An 18,676-nucleotide genomic window follows, 5' to 3' on the forward strand; every position below is an offset into this window, starting at 1 on the left:
GTTCAGCGCCCCAAGTAGACTTCGATCACGCGCGGGTCGGCCTGCACACGGCTCATCGGGCCTTCGGCCAGCACCGAGCCTTCGTGCAGCACCGTCACCTTGCCATCGCCCGCGATCTGGTTCACGAAGTCCATGTCGTGTTCCACCACCATCAGGGAATGCCGGCCGCGCAGTTCGTTCAAGAGTTCGCCGGTGCGTTCGGTCTCGGCGTCGGTCATGCCGGCCACGGGTTCGTCCAGCAGCAGCAACTGCGGCTCCTGCATCAGCAGCATGCCGATCTCCAGCCACTGCTTCTGGCCGTGCGACAAGAGGCCCGCGGGCCGCCATACCTCGGGCCGCAGCCGGATCAGGTCCAGCGTCTCGCCGATCCGGTCGGCCTGTTCGCTGGACAGCCGCGAGAACAGGGTGGGGCGCACGCGCTTGTCCGTCTTCATCGCCAGCTCCAGGTTCTCGAACACGGTGTGCTGTTCGAACACCGTGGGGCGCTGGAACTTGCGGCCGATGCCCGCGTGCGCGATCTGCGCCTCGCTCAGCGTCGTCAGGTCGATGCTCTGGCCGAAGTACGCCGTGCCCGACGTGGGCCGCGTCTTGCCGGTGATGACGTCCATCATGGTGGTCTTGCCGGCGCCGTTGGGGCCGATGATGCAGCGCAGTTCGCCCACGCCGATATCCAGCGTCAGATCGTTCAGCGCCTTGAAGCCGTCGAAGCTGACCGTGATGCCTTCCAGGTACAGGATGGCGCCGTGGCTGGTGTCCAGGCCCTTGGGGCTGACGCGGCCATAGCCGGCGTCGCCGCTCGGGCCGCCGTCCAGCGTGGCCGATTCGGTGTGCGTGGAGGTCATGCCTTCTTCTCCTGGATGCGGGCCGCGATACGGCGGGCAAGACCGACGATGCCGGTCGGCAGGAACAGGGTCACCAGCACGAAGATGAGGCCCAGCGCGTACAGCCAGTATTCCGGCAGCACGCTGGTGAACCAGGTCTTCAGGCCGTTGACGGCGCCCGCGCCGATGATGGGGCCGATCAGCGTGCCGCGCCCGCCCGTCGCCACCCAGATGACCATCTCGATGGAGTTCTCGGTGGACATTTCACCGGGATTGATGATGCCGACCTGCGGCACGTACAGCGCCCCGGCGATGCCGCACAGCACGGCCGACAGCGTCCACACGAACAGCTTGAAGCCCAGCGGGTCGTAGCCGATGAAGCGCACGCGGCTTTCGGCATCGCGCACGGCGGTCAGCACGCGTCCCAGCTTGCTCTGCGTGACCATGCGCGCAAGAATCAGCGCGCCGGCCAGCGCCGCCAGCGTCACCCAGTACAACGTGGCGCGCGTGCCCGGCGCGGTGATGTCAAAGCCCAGAATGCGCTTGAAATCGGTAAAGCCGTTGTTGCCGCCAAACCCCGTGTCATTGCGAAAGAACAGGAGCATCGCGGCAAAGGTCAGCGCCTGCGTGATGATCGAGAAGTACACGCCCTTGATGCGCGAGCGGAAGGCAAAGTAGCCGAAGACGAAGGCCAGCACGCCGGGCACCAGCACCACCAGCAGCATCGCGTACCAGAAGTGTTCCGTGAACGACCAGTACCAGGGGTAGGTCTTCCAGTCCAAAAACACCATGAAGTCGGGCAGGTCGCTCTGGTAGACGCCGTCGCGGCCGATGGCGCGCATCAGGTACATGCCGTGCGCGTAGCCGCCCAGCGCAAAGAACAGGCCATGGCCCAGCGACAGGATGCCCGCATAGCCCCACACCAGGTCCAGCGCCAGCGCCGCCATGGCGTAGCACATGAACTTGCCCATCAAGGCCACGGCGTAGGCCGACACATGCAGTGCATGGCCGGGCGGAAACACCAGATTCATCAGCGGCAACAGCGCCAGCAGGACGACGCCCGCGGCCAGCGCCGCCCACACGCGGCCCGAGAAGATCGGGCGGCGCGCCAGCAGGTTAAGGTCGGTCAGCGCGGTCTGTTTCATTCGACGCTCCGGCCCTTGGGGGCGAACAGGCCTTGCGGCCGCTTTTGGACGAACAGCACGATGAGCACCAGGATGGTGATCTTGGCCATGACAGCTCCCGCGTAAGGCTCCAGGAATTTATTCACGCCGCCCAGGCCGAGCGCGGCGATGACGGTGCCAGCAAGCTGGCCCACGCCGCCCAGCACCACGACCATGAACGAGTCGACGATGTAGCCGCGGCCCAGGTCCGGCCCCACGTTGCCCAGCTGCGAGAGCGCCACGCCGGCCAGCCCCGCGATGCCGGAGCCCAGGCCGAAGGCCAGCATGTCGACGCGGCCGGTGGGCACGCCCACGCAGTCCGCCATGCGCCGGTTCTGCGTGATGGCGCGCACGAAGAGGCCAAGCCGCGTGTGGTTCAGCAACGCCCACACCAGGAAGACGACAAAGAAGGCAAAGCCGATGATGACGAGCCGGTTGTAGGTGAGCACCAGCCCGCCCAACACGGTCACGCCGCCCGACATCCAGCTGGGGTTGCCGACCTCCACGTTCTGCGCGCCGAAGAGCGACCGCACGCCCTGCATCAGCATCAGGCTGATGCCCCAGGTGGCCAGCAGCGTTTCAAGCGGACGGCCATACAGCCAGCGGATCACGGTGCGTTCCAGCGCCATGCCCACCAGCGCCGTCACCACGAAGGCAAGCGGCAACGCGGCCACGACATACCAGTCCAGCCAGCCCGGCAGCCAGGCGCGAAACACCGTCTGCACCACGTACGTCACATACGCGCCGATCATCAGCAGTTCGCCGTGCGCCATGTTGATGACGCCCATCAGGCCGAAGGTGATGGCCAGGCCCAGCGCGGCCAGCAGCAGCACGCTGCCTAGGCTCACGCCGTAAAAGAGATTGCCGGCCCATTCGATCGTGGCCAGGTGCCGGTCGATCTGCTTGAGCGCATTGGCCGCCGCCTCGCGGACGCCGGCGTCGGGTTCGGTGTACGTCCCGTCGCGCTCCTGCGTCAGGGCCGCCAGCGTGGGCCGGAAGGCCGCATTCTTCGTGTCGCCCAACACCTGCACCGCGTGGCGGCGCTTGGCGGGGTCTTCGCTTTTCAGTTCCAGATTGGCTTGCGCGATCAGCAGTGCGCCGCGCACGGCCTCGCTCTTCTCCGCAGCCAGCGCCTTTTCCAGCATCGGCAGGCGCGCCGGGTCGCCGGTCTGCTGCAGCCGCCGGGCCGCGTCAAGACGCTCGTTGGCGTTGTCGGAGAACAGGCGGGATCCCGCCAGCGCGGCCTCGATGGCGCGGCGCAGGCGGTTGTTGATGGAAATCGTGCCCGCGTCCGCGGGCAGGTCCACGGCAGCGCTCGTGGAAGGGTCAGTGGCGCGCGACCCGCCGGCGCCGATCAGCACGCGGCCGTCGGCAGTGGCGTAGAGCTGGTCGCTGCCCAGCGCCTGCAGCACCGCGGCCGCAGCGGGATCGGGCAGTTGGCCCAGCGCGGCAATCGCCTGCAGCCTGGCGTCGGTGTCGTCGCCGGCCAGCGGCGCAAGCAGGGCCTGGTCCACGCCGGCGGCGGCCGCGGGCGCGGCCAGCGCCGGCACGGCGATCAGCCATGCCAGGAGGAAACGACGCAAGAAGTGTGCGATTGCCGCGATGCGCATGGCTACCTTTTCCTTGGGGTTGAGACTACAGGCCTTGCTTGCCTTCGTTGCCCGGGATGTACGGGCTCCACGGCTGGGCGCGGATCGGACCCTTGCTCTTCCACACCACGCTGAACTGGCCGTCCGCCTTGATCTCGCCGATGTAGACGGGCTTGTGCAGGTGGTGGTTGGTCTTGTCCATTTCGATCGTGTAGCCGTCCGGCGCGTTGAACTTCTGCCCACCCATCGCTGCGATGACCTTGTCGACGTCGGTGGTCTTGGCCTGTTCAACCGCCTGCTTCCACATGTGGATGCCGATGTAGGTGGCTTCCATCGGATCGTTCGTCACGACGGTGTTGGCGTTGGGCAGATTCTTGGCCTTGGCGTAGGCCTTCCACTTCGCGATGAATGCGTCGTTGACGGGGTTTTTGACGGACTGGAAGTAGTTCCACGCAGCCAGGTGGCCGACCAGCGGCTTGGTGTCGACGCCGCGCAGTTCCTCTTCGCCCACGCTGAACGCCACGACCGGCACGTCGGTGGCCTTCAGGCCGGCGTTGCCCAGTTCCTTGTAGAAGGGCACGTTCGAGTCGCCATTGATGGTCGAGATCACGGCCGTCTTGCCGCCCGTGGCGAACTTCTTGATGTTCGCGACGATGGTCTGGTAGTCGGAGTGACCGAACGGGGTGTAGACCTCGTCGATGTCGCTGTCCTTCACGCCCTTGGAATGCAGGAAGGCGCGCAGGATCTTGTTGGTGGTGCGGGGATAGACGTAGTCGGTGCCCAGCAGCACGAAGCGCTTGGCGCCGCCGCCGTCTTCGCTCATCAGGTATTCGACGGCGGGAATGGCCTGCTGGTTGGGCGCGGCGCCCGTGTAGAACACGTTCTTCTCCAGCTCTTCGCCTTCGTACTGCACGGGGTAGAACAGCAGACCGTTCAGTTCCTTGAACACCGGCAGCACCGACTTGCGCGACACCGAGGTCCAGCAGCCGAAGACCACCGCCACCTTGTCCTGCGCGAGCAGCTGGCGCGACTTCTCGGCAAACAGCGGCCAGTTCGAGGCGGGGTCCACCACCACGGCTTCCAGCTTCTTGCCCATCACGCCGCCGTTGGCGTTGATCTCGTCGATGGTCATCAGGGCCACGTCCTTGAGCGACGTTTCCGAGATGGCCATGGTGCCCGACAGCGAATGCAGGATGCCGACCTTGATGGTGTCCTCGGCGGCGTGGACCTGCGGCATCCATCCTGTCATGGCCAACAGGCTCACGGCGGTCAGTTGCTTAAGGGCTAGTCTGCGTTTCATGGTGACTCCTGGATGGAAGGTGCCGGCCTGGCCGGCGAGAGAACGTTCTGAAAATGCAGTCGCACAGGGATTCAAAAGCAAAACGCGTGCCAAGTTTTGGCAGGCATGCGGCTGCTGTATGAAGCGGGCGGGTTTACGCGAAGGCGCGTGGCGATGGCGGCGCCGCGCGACGGGGATCAGAACGGTGCCGTCTGCACAGAATCGGTGCGTGTTGCGCGCGATGACGGTGCGGCGTGCATGCCGATGCGATGGCCTGCGAAAGCGCCAGGCGCGCGGTCTTGCCGCGCTTCAGAGGGAAAGCGGCGTGCGCGGCCAACATGGCACGCACTTTGCTTGGGAATCCGTACTTGTATACAAGAAAGGATTCCAGCATGAATGCCGCAGCAACGCAGAAGCACCCCGCCGGTTGGACGATCGCGCAATGGCAGGCCGCCTACCGCGACGGTGCGCAGCCTGAAGGCTTGTTGGCCGGCCATGTGGCCGCGCCGGATGACGTCGAAGACAATGCCTGGATCCGGCGCGTGGACCGCGCGCAGCTCGACGAACAGCTCGACGGCCTGCGTCTCTTGCTGGCCGCGGCGGGCGGCGACATCTCGCGCCTGCCGCTGTATGGCGTTCCCTTCGCGATCAAGGACAACATCGATGCGGCCGGCTGGCCCACGACCGCGGCGTGTCCCGAGTTCGCCTATACACCGCAGGAAGACGCCACCGTCGTGCGCCGTCTGCGCGCGGCCGGCGCCATCCTCATCGGCAAGACGAATCTGGACCAGTTCGCGACCGGCCTGGTGGGCACGCGATCGCCGCATGGCGCCGTGGCCAACACGTTCGATCCCGCCTACGTCAGCGGCGGTTCCAGCTCCGGTTCGGCATCGGTGGTCGCGCGCGGCATCGCGGCGTTTTCGCTGGGCACCGATACCGCGGGCTCCGGGCGTGTGCCGGCCGGCTTCAACAATATCGTCGGGCTCAAGCCGACCAAGGGTTGGCTCAGCACCGCAGGCGTAGTGCCGGCGTGCCGCACGCTGGACTGCGTATCGATCTTTGCGCTGACGGTGGACGACGCCGACAAGGTGGCGCAAGTGGCCGGCGGGTACGACGATGCCGATCCGTATTCGCGCCCCATGCCGGTTGGCGCGTCGCTGCCGTGGCCGAAGGCGCCTCGGTTGGCGGTGCCCGCATCGCTGGAATTCTTTGGCGACACGCAGGCCGCCGCCGTGTTCGACGACGCGGTGCGTGCACTGCGTGCCGAGGGCGCCCAGGTCGAGACCATCGACTTCGCGCCGTTCAGCGAACTGGCCGCGCTGCTGTATCAAGGGCCATGGGTCGCCGAACGCTTTGCGGCCGTGGAATCGTTGTGGAAAGAGAACCCCGGCGCCATCAATCCGGTGGTGCGCGGCATTGTCGAACAGGCCGCGAACTACACCGCGCTGGACGCGTTCAAGGCCGAGTACCGGCGCGCCGAGCTCACCCGCCAGATCCATCGCGCGCTGGAAGGCTTTGACGCGCTGGTCGTGCCGACCTCGCCGTCCATCTACACCATCGCCCAGCTTGAAGCGGACCCCGTCACGCTCAATTCCCGCCTGGGTGTCTACACCAACTTCGCCAATCTGGCCGATCTGTCCGCGCTGGCCGTGCCGGCCGGCATGCGCGCCGATGGGCTGCCGTCCGGCATCACGCTGATCGGACTGGCGTGGCAGGACCGCGCGCTGGCGCAGTTCGGCAGGCAATGGCAGGCGCGGCGCGGGCTGCCGCTGGGCGCAACCGGGATGCCGCTGCCCACGCTGGCGGCGGATGGCGCACCGTCCGCGGACACCGTGCGCGTCGCCGTCGTGGGCGCGCATCTGACCGGCATGCCGCTCAACCACCAACTGACGTCGCGCCACGCGGTGTTTGTCGAGAAGACGGCGACGGCGGGCGACTACCGCCTCTTCGCCCTGGCCAACACCACACCGCCCAAGCCCGGGCTGGTGAAGATGGACAGCGGCGCCGCCATCGAGGTCGAGCTGTGGGACGTGCCGGTGACGGCCTTCGGCGCGTTTGTGGCCGAGATTCCCGCGCCGCTGGGCATCGGCACGCTGGAGCTGGCCGACGGCCGGCTGGTCAAGGGTTTCATCTGCGAACCGCGCGGCCTGGAGGGCGCGCGCGACATCACCGCGTTCGGCGGCTGGCGGGCCTATCTGGCCAGCCTGAATGCCGCCACCTGCTGACTACCCGCTACCCACTCCATAACCCCGCCCTCACCTCAGGGAGTCGCACCGTGTTCGATACTGTTCTGATTGCAAACCGCGGCGAAATCGCCGTCCGCGCCATCCGCACCCTCAAGCGGCTGGGCATCCGCAGCGTGGCCGTCTATTCCGACCCGGACCGCAACGCCGCGCACGTGCGCGAGGCCGATGTGGCCGTGGCGCTGGGCGGCGAGAAGGCGGCCGACAGCTACCTGCGCATGGACCTGCTGCTGGCCGCCGCACGCGAACAGGGTGCGCAGGCGATCTATCCCGGCTACGGCTTTCTGTCGGAAAGCGCTGAATTCGCGGACGCCTGCGAGGCCGCGGGCATCGCCTTCGTCGGCCCCACGCCGCTGCAGATACGCGAGTTCGGGCTGAAGCACCGCTCGCGCGAGCTGGCTGCGGAAGCTGGCGTGCCGATGACGCCGGGCACCGGGCTCCTGTCCAGCCTGGGTGAGGCGCTGTCGCAGGCCGAGCGCATCGGCTATCCCGTCATGCTCAAGAGCACGGCGGGCGGCGGCGGCATTGGGCTCTCGCGCTGCGAGAACGAGGCGGAACTGACCGTGGCGTTCGACAGCGTGCAGCGCATGGGCGAGCACTTCTTTCGCGATGGCGGCGCGTTCATCGAGCGGTATGTGGACAACGCGCGGCACGTCGAGGTTCAGATCTTTGGCGACGGTGCGGGCCGCGTGCTGGCGCTGGGCGAACGCGACTGCTCGGTGCAGCGCCGCAACCAGAAGGTCATCGAAGAAACCCCCGCGCCGTTGCTGCCGGCCGCCACGCGCGCCGCGCTGCTGGATGCCGCCGTCAAGCTGGGCGAATCGGTGAACTACCGCTCTGCCGGCACGGTGGAGTTCATCTACGATCCGGGGCGCGACGCCTTCTATTTTCTGGAGGTCAACACGCGCCTGCAGGTCGAGCATCCGGTGACCGAGGCCGTCACCGGCTTGGACCTGGTGGAGTGCATGTTGCGCGTGGCAGCAGGCGAGCCGCTGGATTTCGCAGCCATGTCGCGCGCGCCGCAAGGCGCGTCCATTGAAGTGCGCCTGTATGCGGAGGATCCGCTGCGCCAGTTCCAGCCGTCGCCAGGCGTGTTGACCGAGGTCTCGTTCCCGGAAGGCGTGCGCGTCGATGGCTGGGTCGAAACCGGCACGGACGTGCCCGCGTTCTATGACCCGATGCTGGCCAAGCTGATCGTGCATGCGGACACGCGCGAGGCCGCGCTGGACAAGCTGGCCGACGCGCTGGCGCGCACGCGCCTGCACGGCATTGCGACCAACCTGGATTACCTGCGCCAGATCGTGGCCGATGCGCGCTTTCGCGCTGGGCAGCTGTCCACGCGCTTTCTGGAAAGCTTTGCGTATCGCCCGTCGGCGATCGAGGTCGTGGAAGCCGGGACCTACACCAGCGTGCAGGACTATCCCGGCCGCGCGGGCTACTGGGACATCGGCGTGCCGCCGTCCGGTCCCATGGACGACTACGCGTTTCGCGTCGCGAATCGCATCGTCGGCAACGCGCCGGACGCGGCCGGCATCGAGACCACGTTGGTCGGACCCACGCTGCGCTTTCACGGCGACGCCGTCGTGGCGTTGACCGGCGCCTCGTGCGCCGCCACGCTGGACGGGGAACCCGTGCCGATGTGGCAGCCGATCTTCGTGACGTCGGGGCAGGTGCTGGCCACCGGCCGTGCGCTGTCCGGCTGCCGCAGCTACCTGGCGGTGCGCAACGGTCTGGACGTGCCGCTGTATCTGGGCAGCCGCTCCACGTTTGCGCTGGGGCAGTTCGGCGGCCATGCCGGCCGCACGCTGCGCGTGGGCGACATGCTGCCCGTGATCCGCCCCGAGCTGGCGGGCGCCACGGCCGCGCCGCCCGAGACGCTGCCGCACGCCGCGCCCGCGGCGCTGATCCCCGAATACGGCAGCACCTGGGAGATCGGCGTGCTGTACGGCCCGCACGGCGCGCCGGACTTTTTTCAGCCAGAAGCCATCGACGCGTTCTTCGCGGCCGACTGGGAGGTGCACTACAACTCCAACCGCCTGGGCGTGCGGCTGATCGGGCCCAAGCCGACGTGGGCGCGTGAGAACGGCGGCGAGGCGGGCCTGCACCCGTCCAACATCCACGATTGCGAGTATGCGATCGGCAGCATCAACTTCACGGGCGACAGCCCCGTGATCCTGACGCGCGACGGCCCCAGCCTGGGCGGCTTCGTGTGCCCGGTCACCATTGCCCGCGCCGAACTGTGGAAGGTGGGGCAGGTCAAGCCCGGCGACCGCATCCGCTTCGTGCGCATCGACTACCCGCAGGCCGTGGCGCTGGAAGCTGCGCAGGACCGCCGCATTGCCGATCTGGCGCCGGCGGTTCCCGCTGCGACGGAGCCGACGCCCGTGCCCGCGACCGTCTCCGAGACGATCGTGGCCGCGCTGCCCGCAGAAGGATCGCGTCCCTCGGTGTCGTACCGGCAGGCGGGCGACGGCTACCTGCTGCTGGAATACGGCGACAACGTGCTGGACCTGGCGCTGCGCATGCGCATCCACCTGTTGATGGAAGCATTGAACGCGAACCCGGTGGCCGGCGTGCTGGAGCTGTCGCCGGGCGTGCGCTCGCTGCAGATCCGCTACGACAGCCGGGTGATCCTGCAGGGCGCGCTCATCGCCAGGCTGCTGAAGATCGAGGAAGGACTGGCCGACGTCGCGACGCTGAAGGTGCCGACGCGCGTCGTTTACCTGCCCATGGCCTTCGAAGACAGCGCCACGCTGGGCGCGGTGCAGCGCTATCAGGAAACCGTGCGCGCCAGCGCGCCCTGGCTGCCGAACAACGTGGACTTCATCCAGCGCATCAACGGCCTGGATTCACGCGACGAGGTGAGTCGCATCGTGTTCGAGGCCAGCTATCTCATCATGGGCCTGGGCGACGTCTATCTGGGCGCGCCGTGCGCGGTGCCGATCGATCCGCGCCACCGTCTGCTGACGTCCAAGTACAACCCGGCGCGCACCTTCACCGCCGAGGGCACGGTGGGCATCGGCGGCGTCTACATGTGCATCTACGGCATGGATTCGCCCGGCGGCTATCAACTGGTGGGACGCACGCTGCCCATCTGGAACAAGTTCCTGAAGAATCCCGTGTTCCAGGACGGCAAGCCCTGGCTGCTGCGTTTCTTCGATCAGGTGCGGTTCTATCCGGTCACCGAAGCCGAACTGGACGTGCTGCGCGAAGACTTCCGCGAAGGCCGCGCGACGGTCCGCATCGAAGAAGAGATATTCGACTTCGCGGCGCATCAGCGTTTCATGGCCGAGCAGGCGGACAGCATTGCCGCGTTCCAGGCGCGCCAGAAGACGGCCTTCGATGCCGAGGTGGCGCTGTGGAAGAGCGAGGATGTGGCTGCCGACCCCCCCGCCGCGCAGCCCGAGGCCGAGACCGTGCTGCGCGAGGGCGAACGCCTGGTCAGCGCGGACATGTGCGGCAACATCTGGAAGATCCCGGTCCAGGTGGGGCAAAGCGTGTCGGCCGGCGACACGCTGGTGGTGGTCGAGGCCATGAAGATGGAACTGTCCGTCATCGCGCCCGCGTCCGGCACGGTGTCCGCCATCCGGTGCGTGCCCGGCAAGCCCGTCAATGCGGGCGATCCGCTCGTCGTGATCACCGAAGACGCCACGTGCGTCGTGACCGGATGATGCGGTTGGAAGCCGTCCAGGCCGGTCCGGCCATCCGCCAGTCGCCGGCGCTGGCGGGCTCGCTGGCCGATCAGGTCTACCAGCGCATCAAGGACGACCTGTTCGGCTTCCGGATGCTGCCCGGCGAACGCTTCACGGAGGCCGACCTGGTGGCGCGGCTTGGCGTGAGCCGCACGCCGGTGCGGCTGGGCCTGGCGCGGCTGGAACGCGAAGGCTTCGTGCTGGCGCGGCCGCGCAGCGGCTGGCAGGTGCGGCCCTTTGATTTCGAGCGCTTCGAGGCGCTGTACGACGTGCGCGTGGTGCTGGAGCTGGCGGCGGTGGATAAGCTGTGCGCGCGGCAGGACATGGATCGGGCCGGGATGCTGGGCGCGCTGACCGACGTGTGGCTGGTGCCGCCGCCGCAGCGCATCCTGGACGGCCGGCTGGTGGGGCAGCTGGACGAGGCGTTTCATTGCGCGCTGGTCGCCGCGGCCGGCAACCCCGAGATGGCGCAGATCCACCGCGACGTGACGGAAAAGATCCGCATCGTGCGGCGGCTGGATTTCACGAAGGACTTCCGGGTGGATGCCACGTACGACGAACACGCGGCCATCCTGCGTGCGGTGCTGGCGCGCCGCATCGATGAGGCCGCGCGCTTGCTGCGATCCCATATCGACATGAGCAAGGCCGAGGTGCGCAAGATCACGCTGCACATGCTGCACGAGGCGCGTGCCAGCGCCGGTTGACAGGTCGAGGGCAGTTGGCGGGTTTCGGTTCCCAGCCCCTGTCTTCAGCCCTGAAGCTGCCGATAGACTTCCTGCGACACGCGCTGCAACTCATCACGGCTGACCGCGCCGGACAGCGCGTAGCCGAACTCGCCTTCGACCCAATAGAACACGCGGACGGGCCCTTCCTGCGTGAACTGGAAGGCGGTCTGCCCGCCTGCCGCTTCCCGCGTCACATACAACGTCAGGCGCTGCCCATCGGCAGCGCCGTACATGAACTGCGCGACGGGCCCCGCGCCACCCGGCAGGAGGCGTCCGCCGATCAATTCGTAACCCGTTTTCGACAGCGACGGTGCGCGCATCGGCGCGCCCATGCGTTTGGTCAGCCAGGTCACCAGCGCCTTCTCGTTGTCGCCGCTGACTTCAACGGGCCGGCCCATGTCGGGCGCAAACACGGCGTGGGCGATGGCGGCGCGCTGGGCGTAGCCGCCCGCCGCGCGCTCGGGACTGGCGGTGGCCAGCGCGGCTTGCAGATGACGCGCGTCGACGGCGCCGCGCGCGAACCACGCCAGGCTGGCGCTGACCGCGGCAATCGCCACGCTGGCAGCCATCGCGCGCCACGGCCACGTCCGTGCCGGGGCGCGCAGCGGCAGGCGCAACGGCAACGGTTCGTCCAGCACGGGATCCAGCAAGGCATGCAGCGCGCGCCGTTGCGCCTGCCAGTCGTCCACGCGCGTCTGGTCCTGCGGATGCGCGGCCAGAAAGGCGGCCACCTCGGCATGACGCGCGGCGGAGAGCTGGCCGTCCGCGTAGCCATGCAGATCGGCTTCGGTGATCGGCGTACCCGCGGCGGGAACCGGGTGGAGGCGTTTGTCGTTCATGGCATTTCACGCGGGGTGGGAACGGGCCGCAGGCGCGGTGCGGCGTCACGGCCGCGCATCAGTGCGCCGAGCTTCTCGCGGGCGCGCGACAGGCGCGACATGACGGTGCCGATGGGCACCGACAGGATGCGTGCGGTCTCCTGGTAGGAAAGGTCTTCGACCGCAATCAGCAGTAGGACCTCGCACTGCTCGGCCGGCAGGGCCTGCAGGCAGCGGTCCAGGTCGCGCACTTCAAGCTGATCGGTCTGGGTGGCGCGCACCGGCGCGTCGGGCAGGTCGCCCGGTGCCGTCTGGTCGGTACGCCGGCTGGCGGCGCGCACACCGTCGATGAAATGGTTGTGCATGATGCCGAACATCCAGGCGCGCAGTTCGCCGCGCCGCTGCCAGCGTGAATAGCGGCTCCATGCGCGCTCCAGCGTATCCTGAACGAGGTCGTCGGCCCGGTCGGGGTCACCCGTCAGCCCGCGCGCGTAACGCCGCAGGCTGGGGATGCAGGCCAGGATCTGGGCTTCGTCTTCGGCGCGCATGGTCTGATCGGGCAGCTGTCCGGATCAGGGTTTGACGACGTGCCAGATTTCCTTGAAGTTGTCGCCGGTCTTGTCACCCGGCTTGGTGTCCTTGGCGAACAGGTACAGCGGCTTGTTCTTGTAGGCCCATTGCTTGCTGCCGTCGGGGCGGGTGATGACCGTCAGGTCGCCCATCGGCTTGGCGTCGCCGGTGGCCATGGCGGGCGGCCAGGCCTTGGCGCACTGGTCAACGCAGGCGCTCTTGCCCGCGGTGTCCTTGTCGAAGGTGTACAGCGTCATGCCGGCGCTATCGACCAGAATGCCGTTCTGGGTCTTGACGGCCTGGGCGTGGGCGCCGGCCGAGAACAGGGCGGCGCAGGCAAGAGCCAGGGCCGCGGCGGTGTGTTTGCGCATGGTGTGCCTCGTAGAGGGAAAGGATTGGGGGACTGCCCTCTACGGACGCCGGCCGGGGCCGCTTTATTCCAGCGGTCCGGAAAAAAGCTGCCGCGAAGGGTTCAAGCGCCCGGCCGGACCGCGCCGGGGTTATACCGCATTTCATGCTCCAGCTCGGTCTCCTCCACGGAAGTGAAGCCCAGCGCCTCGTACAGCCGCCGGGCGGGATTGCCTTTCAGGACGCTCAGGGTGACTGGCGCGCCTTCCTTGTCCGCCCGGTCCAGCACCTTGGCGAGCAGCCGGCGGCCCAGCCCCTGACCCTGGAAGTCGGGATCGATCTGGATCTGCACGATGCGCCAGCCCGCTGGGTCGCGGTAATGCTTGAACAGGCCCGCAGGACGGCCGGCCAGCCAGACGATCTGGGCGTCGTCAAAGTGGTAGTGGATGCGCGCCAGGTGCTCGGCTTCGTCCACCGGAATGCCGGCACGCTCCAGATACGCCGTCATCGTGCGCTTGCGCAGGGACAGCAGGAACGGCACGTCTTCTTCGGTGGCGGGCTGCAACGCCAGATCGGGGGTGAGGCTCATGTTGCGGTGCGAAGGGAATGGGGGAACGCGGGCGCCGCCGGATGGCGGGCGGGTTGCCTGACGTTATAGATCGGTTGCGGGGTGGGCGCTAGATGGATTGAGAGGCGTTGGAGGCGTACCGTAAACCAGTCCTGGAAACAGACGGCAGCAATGGCCTTTCAAAAAATGAGTAGTAGACTTCACAAATTCAGGCAATCGCATTAATTTGATACGTGTACTTCACATTTTGGAGCTGGGATATGCCCTCGTATTCCACAGATCCCCTGATCAATGCGCTGGTCAAGGCGCGACGCGACCGTAAATACACGCAGGCTCAGCTTGCGGATCTTGCGGGTATCAGTCGTCGTGCATTGGTAGCGATCGAGGGTGGAGGGGATTGCAATGTATCGACGTTGCGCCGCCTTACGCGCGCCCTGGACTTGGAGTTGAGGCTGGTCCCCGCAGAGTATGCGCCGCCCACCCTTGAAGACGTGTATGCCGAAAACGAGGCGGCCTACCGCCGTTTGCGCGAAGGGCATAAATCATGACGCTGGACATCTATGTGCAGGACAAGAAGGTTGGCGTGCTGGACCAGACCGGGATTACCTCCTTCGTGTTTACCTATCTGCCCGATACGCCAAGAGACTTGGCAGTGTCTTTACTGATGCCGCCGCGCACAGAAAGCTGGACCAGCCCATTTCTATTCCCAGTGTTCCAGGTCTCGCTGCCAGAAGGGGCGTTGCGGCAGACACTGGAACGGTTCTTCGCAAAAAACTTCGCCAGCTTTGGCGACATGGAACTGTTGGCAATCGTTGGCGAAAATCTGATCGGTCAGGTTAAAGCCGTGCCCGCGGGCGCGACACCTTCGCGACGAAGCGTCCATGAATCGCTGCAAAGTCTGTTGTCATCGGACCTGAAATCCATCGTGCGCCATTACTTGGGCGAGGATAGTCATGGGCCGGGCGTATCCGGAGGATTCTTGAAATTTCTGGCGCGCAGCCCCGTCAGCGGGGATGGTGTGAAACGCACCATCGCCGTCGACCAGTGGATCGTCAAATTGAACGATCCTGATCGTGCAGACATCGTGCTGATGGAACACTTCGGAATGATGGCGGCGCGAGAGATGGGGCTCAACGTGCCCGACACGCATCTTGCCCCCGATTTCAGCCGGTTGCTTGTCAGACGATTTGATGTCGACGCCACGGGTAGGTCTCTCGGTTTCGAAGATATGTGTGCATTGACCGGCCAGCCGGCGCGGGACAAGTTCAGTGGTTCGGCCGAGCGCATCGTTCGTACCATCCGCGCCTTCTGTCCCGGGATGGCAGGCCAACGAGCCTGCGAACAGTTTTATGCGCAGTATCTGTTGGCCGCAGCCATCAGAAACGGCGATGCGCATCTGAAGAACTTTGGGCTGTTGTACGAGGGCGGGGAGATTCCTGCGCTGGCTCCCGTGTTCGACATGCTGACGATGTCCGTTTACGCGCCCCGCGACAACCAGGGTGATGCCAACGACGGCATGGCACTCACGCTGGGCGGAACGAAGCGCTGGCCCACGGCGGATTCGCTAAAGCGACTGGGGCAAGTGTGTGACGTATCGCCGGGCAGACAGAACCACTGGCGCAAGCATCTCGGAGAGGCGCTGTTGAGGACTGCCGAATCTGCGGTGGCGTTCAAACACGCAAATCAAGGCGAAGCGGTAGGTCGAAACATCGTCAGGATGCTGGAGCTTTGGTCGCACGGGATGAAGCAGGTAGATGCGACGATCGCAAAGAAGCTCAAGCAATCCGCGGAATCGCTCGCCCCTAAGCCTGCGATTTGACCGGCGCAGGCGTCAACATCCCCAACGGCTCCGGCCCGAAATGCCGCAGATTCGGGAACACCGTCCGCAGATCGTCCCGGCTGGCGCCGAACCACGCGCCCAGGTCTGCGCCCAACTGATCCACCGACGTAGTGGGCAGCAGCCGGCCGTTGTCGACGAATCCAGGCCCATTCAGCGCGATTTCCGGATGGGCGCCGTAGCAGCGGCCGCCGTTGACCGCGCCGCCCAGCACGAAGTGATGCGAGCCCCAACCGTGATCCGAGCCGTTGCCGTTGGAGCCCAGCGTGCGGCCGAACTCGGAGGCCGTGAAGGTGGTGACCTGATCGGCTACGCCCATCTCTGCCAGCGCGCTCTGGAACACCGCCAGCGCCTGGCCCATCTCCTTCAGCAGTGCCGGGTGCGTGTCGTTCAGTCCCGTGTGGTTGTCATAGCCGTTCTGCGAAACAAAAAACACCTGACGCCGCGCGCCCAGCGTGTCGCGGGCGGCGATGATGCGCGCCACGATCCGCAGCTGTTGGGCGAGCGGCGTGGAAAAATCCCCCGGCACGGCGACGTCCGCCAAGGCGGCCCGCAGGCGCGTGTCGGCCGAGATGGATTGCGCGGCGATGCGCGACATCTCGCGTTCCATCAGGTGTTCGCGCGGCTCGGTGATCAGGTCTCGCAGCAGCGCGGTGCAGGCGCTGGAACCGTACATGTCGCGATGCAGCAGGTCGATCTGTGTCGAGCCGTTGATGCCCACGCGATAACCGGCCACCTTGCGCCCGGCCAGCAGCACCGTGCTGCCGCCCGCCGTGATGCCGGTGAAGGTGCGCTGCGCGTTGGCGCCCGCGAACAGATCCGTCAGGCGGCCGGCCCAACCCGACGATGCGCCCTCCGGCGCCAATGCCTGCCAGACCGATTGCTGGTCATTGTGCGAGAACAGCTTGGGCGGCAGCGGCACGCGCGCCCCGATGTATTCGGCCTTGGTCGTGGGCACAATCAGCGGTCCCACGTTGAGCAGCGCCGCCATGTCGCCACGTTCGTACAGCGGGGCCAGCGGCGCCAGCGCGGGGGCCAGCGCAAACTGCATGCCGCCCTGCGTGTCGGCCTTGCCGCGCAGCAGGGTGGCGCGCAGCGCGTCGCGGGGCAGCGCGATATCGCTGCGGGCCGTGGAATACGCGCGGTACGACGACGGATCGTACGGGACCAGCGTGTTGTAGGGATCGTTGCCGCCGTACAGGAAGACGCACACGAGCGCCTTGTACGAGGGAGGGGCGGATTGCGCGGCAGCGGCGCCGATGGCGGCCAGGTTCAGCGCCAGCGGGGCGGCCGCGCGGGTCGCGCCCAGCGCAAAGGCGCGCAGCAGGAAGGCACGGCGGTCGAGGTCGCGGCGGTCTGTCATTTCTGCACCAGGTATTCGGGCGTGGCGGCCACCAGCATGATCGCGGCGCGAACCCGGTCGCGCGGGCGGTCCGGCGGCAGCGTGGCCACGGCCTTGGCGATGGACGCCGCCGTGCGTGCGCTGAAGGCATCGCCCGCCAGCAGCAGCACGACGCGCGCCACGAGTGCTTCTGGATCCTTGGCCAGCGTGATCTCGGGCGTATAGCTCGTCTGCAGATCCTCCCAGCCGCGGTCCGCGTAGATCGCCAGGAAGTTCAGGTAGCCCGCAATGCTGGTCTCGTCCGTGATCTGCAGTTCCGGGGCGACCAGATGGCGGCGGGCCAGTTCGGTGACCGGCGGCACGTAACGGGGCCGGAAGAAGTTGAACACCGTGGCCGACCGCATGGGACTCTGCGCCAACCGGATCGTGTTGTCTGTGGTGTCCGGCATGGCCCATTCGCCGTTGGTGGACGTGGCCCCAAATGCCCGGGCCCAGCCCGAAAAGCGCAGGATGGGCTCGCGCACCTTGCCCCAATGGGGCGAAGACAGGTCCGGCTGGCGCGCCTCGGGGTCCAGCAGGATGGCGCGCACCACGGCCTTCAAATTGCCGCGCTGGCCCGTGCCGTCGTTGTTGAACACGGCCGACACGCGCCCCACGTACGCAGGACTGGGATTGCTGGTCACCATGCGCTGGATGAGCTGCATGCCGATGAAAGGCCCGACATTGGGATGGGCGCTGATGACCTCCATGGCGCGCTTGAGCGACAGATGGCCGTCGGTGCCGGGCGGGATGACCGCGCCCAGGAAGCGCTTTTCCGACATCGAGTGCAACGCGTTGTTCAGCGCCATGGGACGGCGGTGAAACTCCACGTTCGTCTCCGGCCCGTTGATGTCCCAGCCCGTGAAGACCTTGGCCAGCCCCTGCACGTCCGCATTGGTGTAGGTTTCGACGGGCGCGCCGTTCACCATCTTCACCGTGCCGTCCTGGTTCAGCACCAGCAGGCCGATGCTGAACAGCTGCATCACCTCGCGCGCATAGTTTTCGTCGGGGTGGCGGCCGGTCTTGGGATCTTCCTTGCGGTTGCCGCGATAGGTCAGCATGCAGCCCATCGACAGGTTCTGCGTCACGGCGGTCAGCAGGTCCTGGTAGTTGCCCAGCGCGTGCTTGGCCAAGAGGTCCATGAAGCCCGCCGCGCCAAAAAGCGGCCACGACGCCGTGATGGACGAAACGCCGACGACGAAGATCTCCGACAGCGAGAACGCAACCCGCGTGCGCACCTGATCGGGCGCACTGATGAATTTGCGCCACAACGTCGATTCCAGCGGCGCGTTGATGCCGTTGCCCTTGAAGGCCTCGGTATTCCGGTTCTTTTGCAGCAGCCAGTCGAAGTGCGTCTGCGACGGCGGCATCGCCAGCTGCGCGTCCAGCCACGCCGCGTAGCCGCCGCGCACGACGGCGTCTATGTCGGCCGGCGTGGGGCCGAACGTCGCCTGCGCCAGAAAGCGCGAGGCCTGGCCGGGATTCAGGGATGCGGACTGCTGCGCAGCCGCTGACGGCGTAGCGGTCATGCGCCGGGCACCTCGTCAAATGCGAAAACCTACGGTACTAAAAGCCCGGCGGGGCCTTCAATACCGTCATTCGGACGAGGGACTACACCAAACGCATGAGATCAGGCGGATAT

Annotated in this window: 15 protein-coding genes; 5 read left to right on the forward strand and 10 right to left on the reverse strand. The window is 66.8% G+C overall.

What is annotated here, in order from left to right; translation table 11 throughout:
- Window positions 1–2: 2 nt before the first annotated feature.
- From urtD to urtA, 4 genes are read right to left on the reverse strand one after another with little or no spacing between them, the layout of a single operon-like run.
- Window positions 3–842 (reverse strand): urea ABC transporter ATP-binding protein UrtD, encoded by an 840-nt coding sequence (urtD, locus tag B2W22_RS10950; RefSeq protein ID WP_175124474.1) that lies wholly within the window; start codon window positions 840–842, stop codon window positions 3–5.
- Window positions 839–1,966: an urea ABC transporter permease subunit UrtC gene (gene urtC, locus B2W22_RS10955; protein WP_286937630.1), complete on the reverse strand. Its 1,128-nt coding sequence runs from the start codon at window positions 1,964–1,966 to the stop codon at window positions 839–841. The genes urtD and urtC overlap by 4 nt, the downstream gene beginning before the upstream one ends.
- On the reverse strand, window positions 1,963–3,594 hold the full coding sequence (gene urtB / locus B2W22_RS10960) for an urea ABC transporter permease subunit UrtB (RefSeq protein WP_239212906.1): 1,632 nt from the start codon (window positions 3,592–3,594) through the stop codon (window positions 1,963–1,965). The genes urtC and urtB overlap by 4 nt, the downstream gene beginning before the upstream one ends.
- Window positions 3,595–3,619: 25 nt before the next feature.
- Window positions 3,620–4,873 carry an urea ABC transporter substrate-binding protein gene (gene urtA, locus B2W22_RS10965; RefSeq protein WP_128827272.1) on the reverse strand — a complete coding sequence of 418 codons (1,254 nt, stop codon included), beginning with the start codon at window positions 4,871–4,873 and terminating at the stop codon, window positions 3,620–3,622.
- 371 nt (window positions 4,874–5,244) lie between these two features.
- On the opposite strand from urtA, the gene atzF reads away from it, so the two are divergent.
- The 3 genes from atzF to B2W22_RS10980 are packed head-to-tail and all read left to right on the forward strand — an operon-like array spanning window position 5,245 to window position 11,491.
- Window positions 5,245–7,077, forward strand: coding sequence for an allophanate hydrolase (atzF, locus tag B2W22_RS10970; protein WP_286937632.1), 1,833 nt, complete (start codon window positions 5,245–5,247; stop codon window positions 7,075–7,077).
- 50 nt (window positions 7,078–7,127) lie between these two features.
- Window positions 7,128–10,766, forward strand: coding sequence for an urea carboxylase (gene uca, locus B2W22_RS10975; protein WP_286937634.1), 3,639 nt, complete (start codon window positions 7,128–7,130; stop codon window positions 10,764–10,766).
- Complete coding sequence (locus tag B2W22_RS10980; protein WP_175186327.1) at window positions 10,763–11,491, forward strand: GntR family transcriptional regulator; 729 nt, start codon at window positions 10,763–10,765, stop codon at window positions 11,489–11,491. The genes uca and B2W22_RS10980 overlap by 4 nt, the downstream gene beginning before the upstream one ends.
- 44 nt (window positions 11,492–11,535) lie before the next feature.
- On the opposite strand, the gene B2W22_RS10985 is transcribed toward B2W22_RS10980, so the two are convergent.
- The 4 genes from B2W22_RS10985 to B2W22_RS11000 all read right to left on the reverse strand — a co-directional run bounded on the left by B2W22_RS10985 (window position 11,536) and on the right by B2W22_RS11000 (window position 13,837).
- Complete coding sequence (locus B2W22_RS10985) at window positions 11,536–12,351, reverse strand: anti-sigma factor family protein (protein ID WP_286937635.1); 816 nt, start codon at window positions 12,349–12,351, stop codon at window positions 11,536–11,538.
- Window positions 12,348–12,878 carry an RNA polymerase sigma factor gene (locus B2W22_RS10990; protein ID WP_286937637.1) on the reverse strand — a complete coding sequence of 177 codons (531 nt, stop codon included), beginning with the start codon at window positions 12,876–12,878 and terminating at the stop codon, window positions 12,348–12,350. The genes B2W22_RS10985 and B2W22_RS10990 overlap by 4 nt, the downstream gene beginning before the upstream one ends.
- A 24-nt stretch (window positions 12,879–12,902) precedes the next feature.
- Window positions 12,903–13,271: a hypothetical protein gene (locus B2W22_RS10995; RefSeq protein WP_175137728.1), complete on the reverse strand. Its 369-nt coding sequence runs from the start codon at window positions 13,269–13,271 to the stop codon at window positions 12,903–12,905.
- A 101-nt stretch (window positions 13,272–13,372) separates the two neighbouring features.
- Window positions 13,373–13,837, reverse strand: coding sequence for a GNAT family N-acetyltransferase (locus B2W22_RS11000; RefSeq protein ID WP_286937640.1), 465 nt, complete (start codon window positions 13,835–13,837; stop codon window positions 13,373–13,375).
- A gap of 239 nt (window positions 13,838–14,076) precedes the next feature.
- Here B2W22_RS11000 and B2W22_RS11005 point away from each other — a divergent pair, with 239 nt between their 5' ends.
- Together B2W22_RS11005 and B2W22_RS11010 are read left to right on the forward strand one after the other, a co-directional pair.
- Complete coding sequence (locus B2W22_RS11005) at window positions 14,077–14,364, forward strand: helix-turn-helix domain-containing protein (protein WP_286937642.1); 288 nt, start codon at window positions 14,077–14,079, stop codon at window positions 14,362–14,364.
- The gene (locus B2W22_RS11010; protein WP_286937643.1) at window positions 14,361–15,635 is read left to right on the forward strand and encodes a type II toxin-antitoxin system HipA family toxin; all 1,275 of its coding nucleotides are present in this window, start codon (window positions 14,361–14,363) and stop codon (window positions 15,633–15,635) included. Before B2W22_RS11005 ends, B2W22_RS11010 begins: the two co-directional genes overlap by 4 nt.
- Here B2W22_RS11010 and B2W22_RS11015 read toward each other — a convergent pair.
- Both B2W22_RS11015 and B2W22_RS11020 read right to left on the reverse strand, forming a co-directional pair.
- Window positions 15,619–17,016, reverse strand: a complete 1,398-nt coding sequence (locus B2W22_RS11015) for a DUF1501 domain-containing protein (protein ID WP_175124485.1) — start codon at window positions 17,014–17,016, stop codon at window positions 15,619–15,621. The two genes, B2W22_RS11010 and B2W22_RS11015, sit on opposite strands and share 17 nt — an antisense overlap.
- Window positions 17,013–18,563 (reverse strand): DUF1800 domain-containing protein, encoded by a 1,551-nt coding sequence (locus B2W22_RS11020; protein ID WP_286937645.1) that lies wholly within the window; start codon window positions 18,561–18,563, stop codon window positions 17,013–17,015. Before B2W22_RS11020 ends, B2W22_RS11015 begins: the two co-directional genes overlap by 4 nt.
- Window positions 18,564–18,676 lie beyond the last annotated feature (113 nt).

The sequence above is a fragment of the Achromobacter sp. UBA4530 genome (genome assembly GCF_002388205.1).
GTDB classification, from domain to species: Bacteria; Pseudomonadota; Gammaproteobacteria; order Burkholderiales; family Burkholderiaceae_B; genus Achromobacter; species Achromobacter animicus.

Coding starts and splice junctions, on each gene's coding strand:
- urtD (WP_175124474.1), bottom strand. CDS start 842: ATGACCTCCACGCACACCGAATCGGCCACGCTGGACGGCGGCCCGAGC.
- urtC (WP_286937630.1), bottom strand. CDS start 1,966: ATGAAACAGACCGCGCTGACCGACCTTAACCTGCTGGCGCGCCGCCCG.
- urtB (WP_239212906.1), bottom strand. CDS start 3,594: ATGCGCATCGCGGCAATCGCACACTTCTTGCGTCGTTTCCTCCTGGCA.
- urtA (WP_128827272.1), bottom strand. CDS start 4,873: ATGAAACGCAGACTAGCCCTTAAGCAACTGACCGCCGTGAGCCTGTTG.
- atzF (WP_286937632.1), top strand. CDS start 5,245: ATGAATGCCGCAGCAACGCAGAAGCACCCCGCCGGTTGGACGATCGCG.
- B2W22_RS10980 (WP_175186327.1), top strand. CDS start 10,763: ATGATGCGGTTGGAAGCCGTCCAGGCCGGTCCGGCCATCCGCCAGTCG.
- B2W22_RS10985 (WP_286937635.1), bottom strand. CDS start 12,351: ATGAACGACAAACGCCTCCACCCGGTTCCCGCCGCGGGTACGCCGATC.
- B2W22_RS10990 (WP_286937637.1), bottom strand. CDS start 12,878: ATGCGCGCCGAAGACGAAGCCCAGATCCTGGCCTGCATCCCCAGCCTG.
- B2W22_RS10995 (WP_175137728.1), bottom strand. CDS start 13,271: ATGCGCAAACACACCGCCGCGGCCCTGGCTCTTGCCTGCGCCGCCCTG.
- B2W22_RS11000 (WP_286937640.1), bottom strand. CDS start 13,837: ATGAGCCTCACCCCCGATCTGGCGTTGCAGCCCGCCACCGAAGAAGAC.
- B2W22_RS11005 (WP_286937642.1), top strand. CDS start 14,077: ATGCCCTCGTATTCCACAGATCCCCTGATCAATGCGCTGGTCAAGGCG.
- B2W22_RS11010 (WP_286937643.1), top strand. CDS start 14,361: ATGACGCTGGACATCTATGTGCAGGACAAGAAGGTTGGCGTGCTGGAC.
- B2W22_RS11015 (WP_175124485.1), bottom strand. CDS start 17,016: ATGACAGACCGCCGCGACCTCGACCGCCGTGCCTTCCTGCTGCGCGCC.
- B2W22_RS11020 (WP_286937645.1), bottom strand. CDS start 18,563: ATGACCGCTACGCCGTCAGCGGCTGCGCAGCAGTCCGCATCCCTGAAT.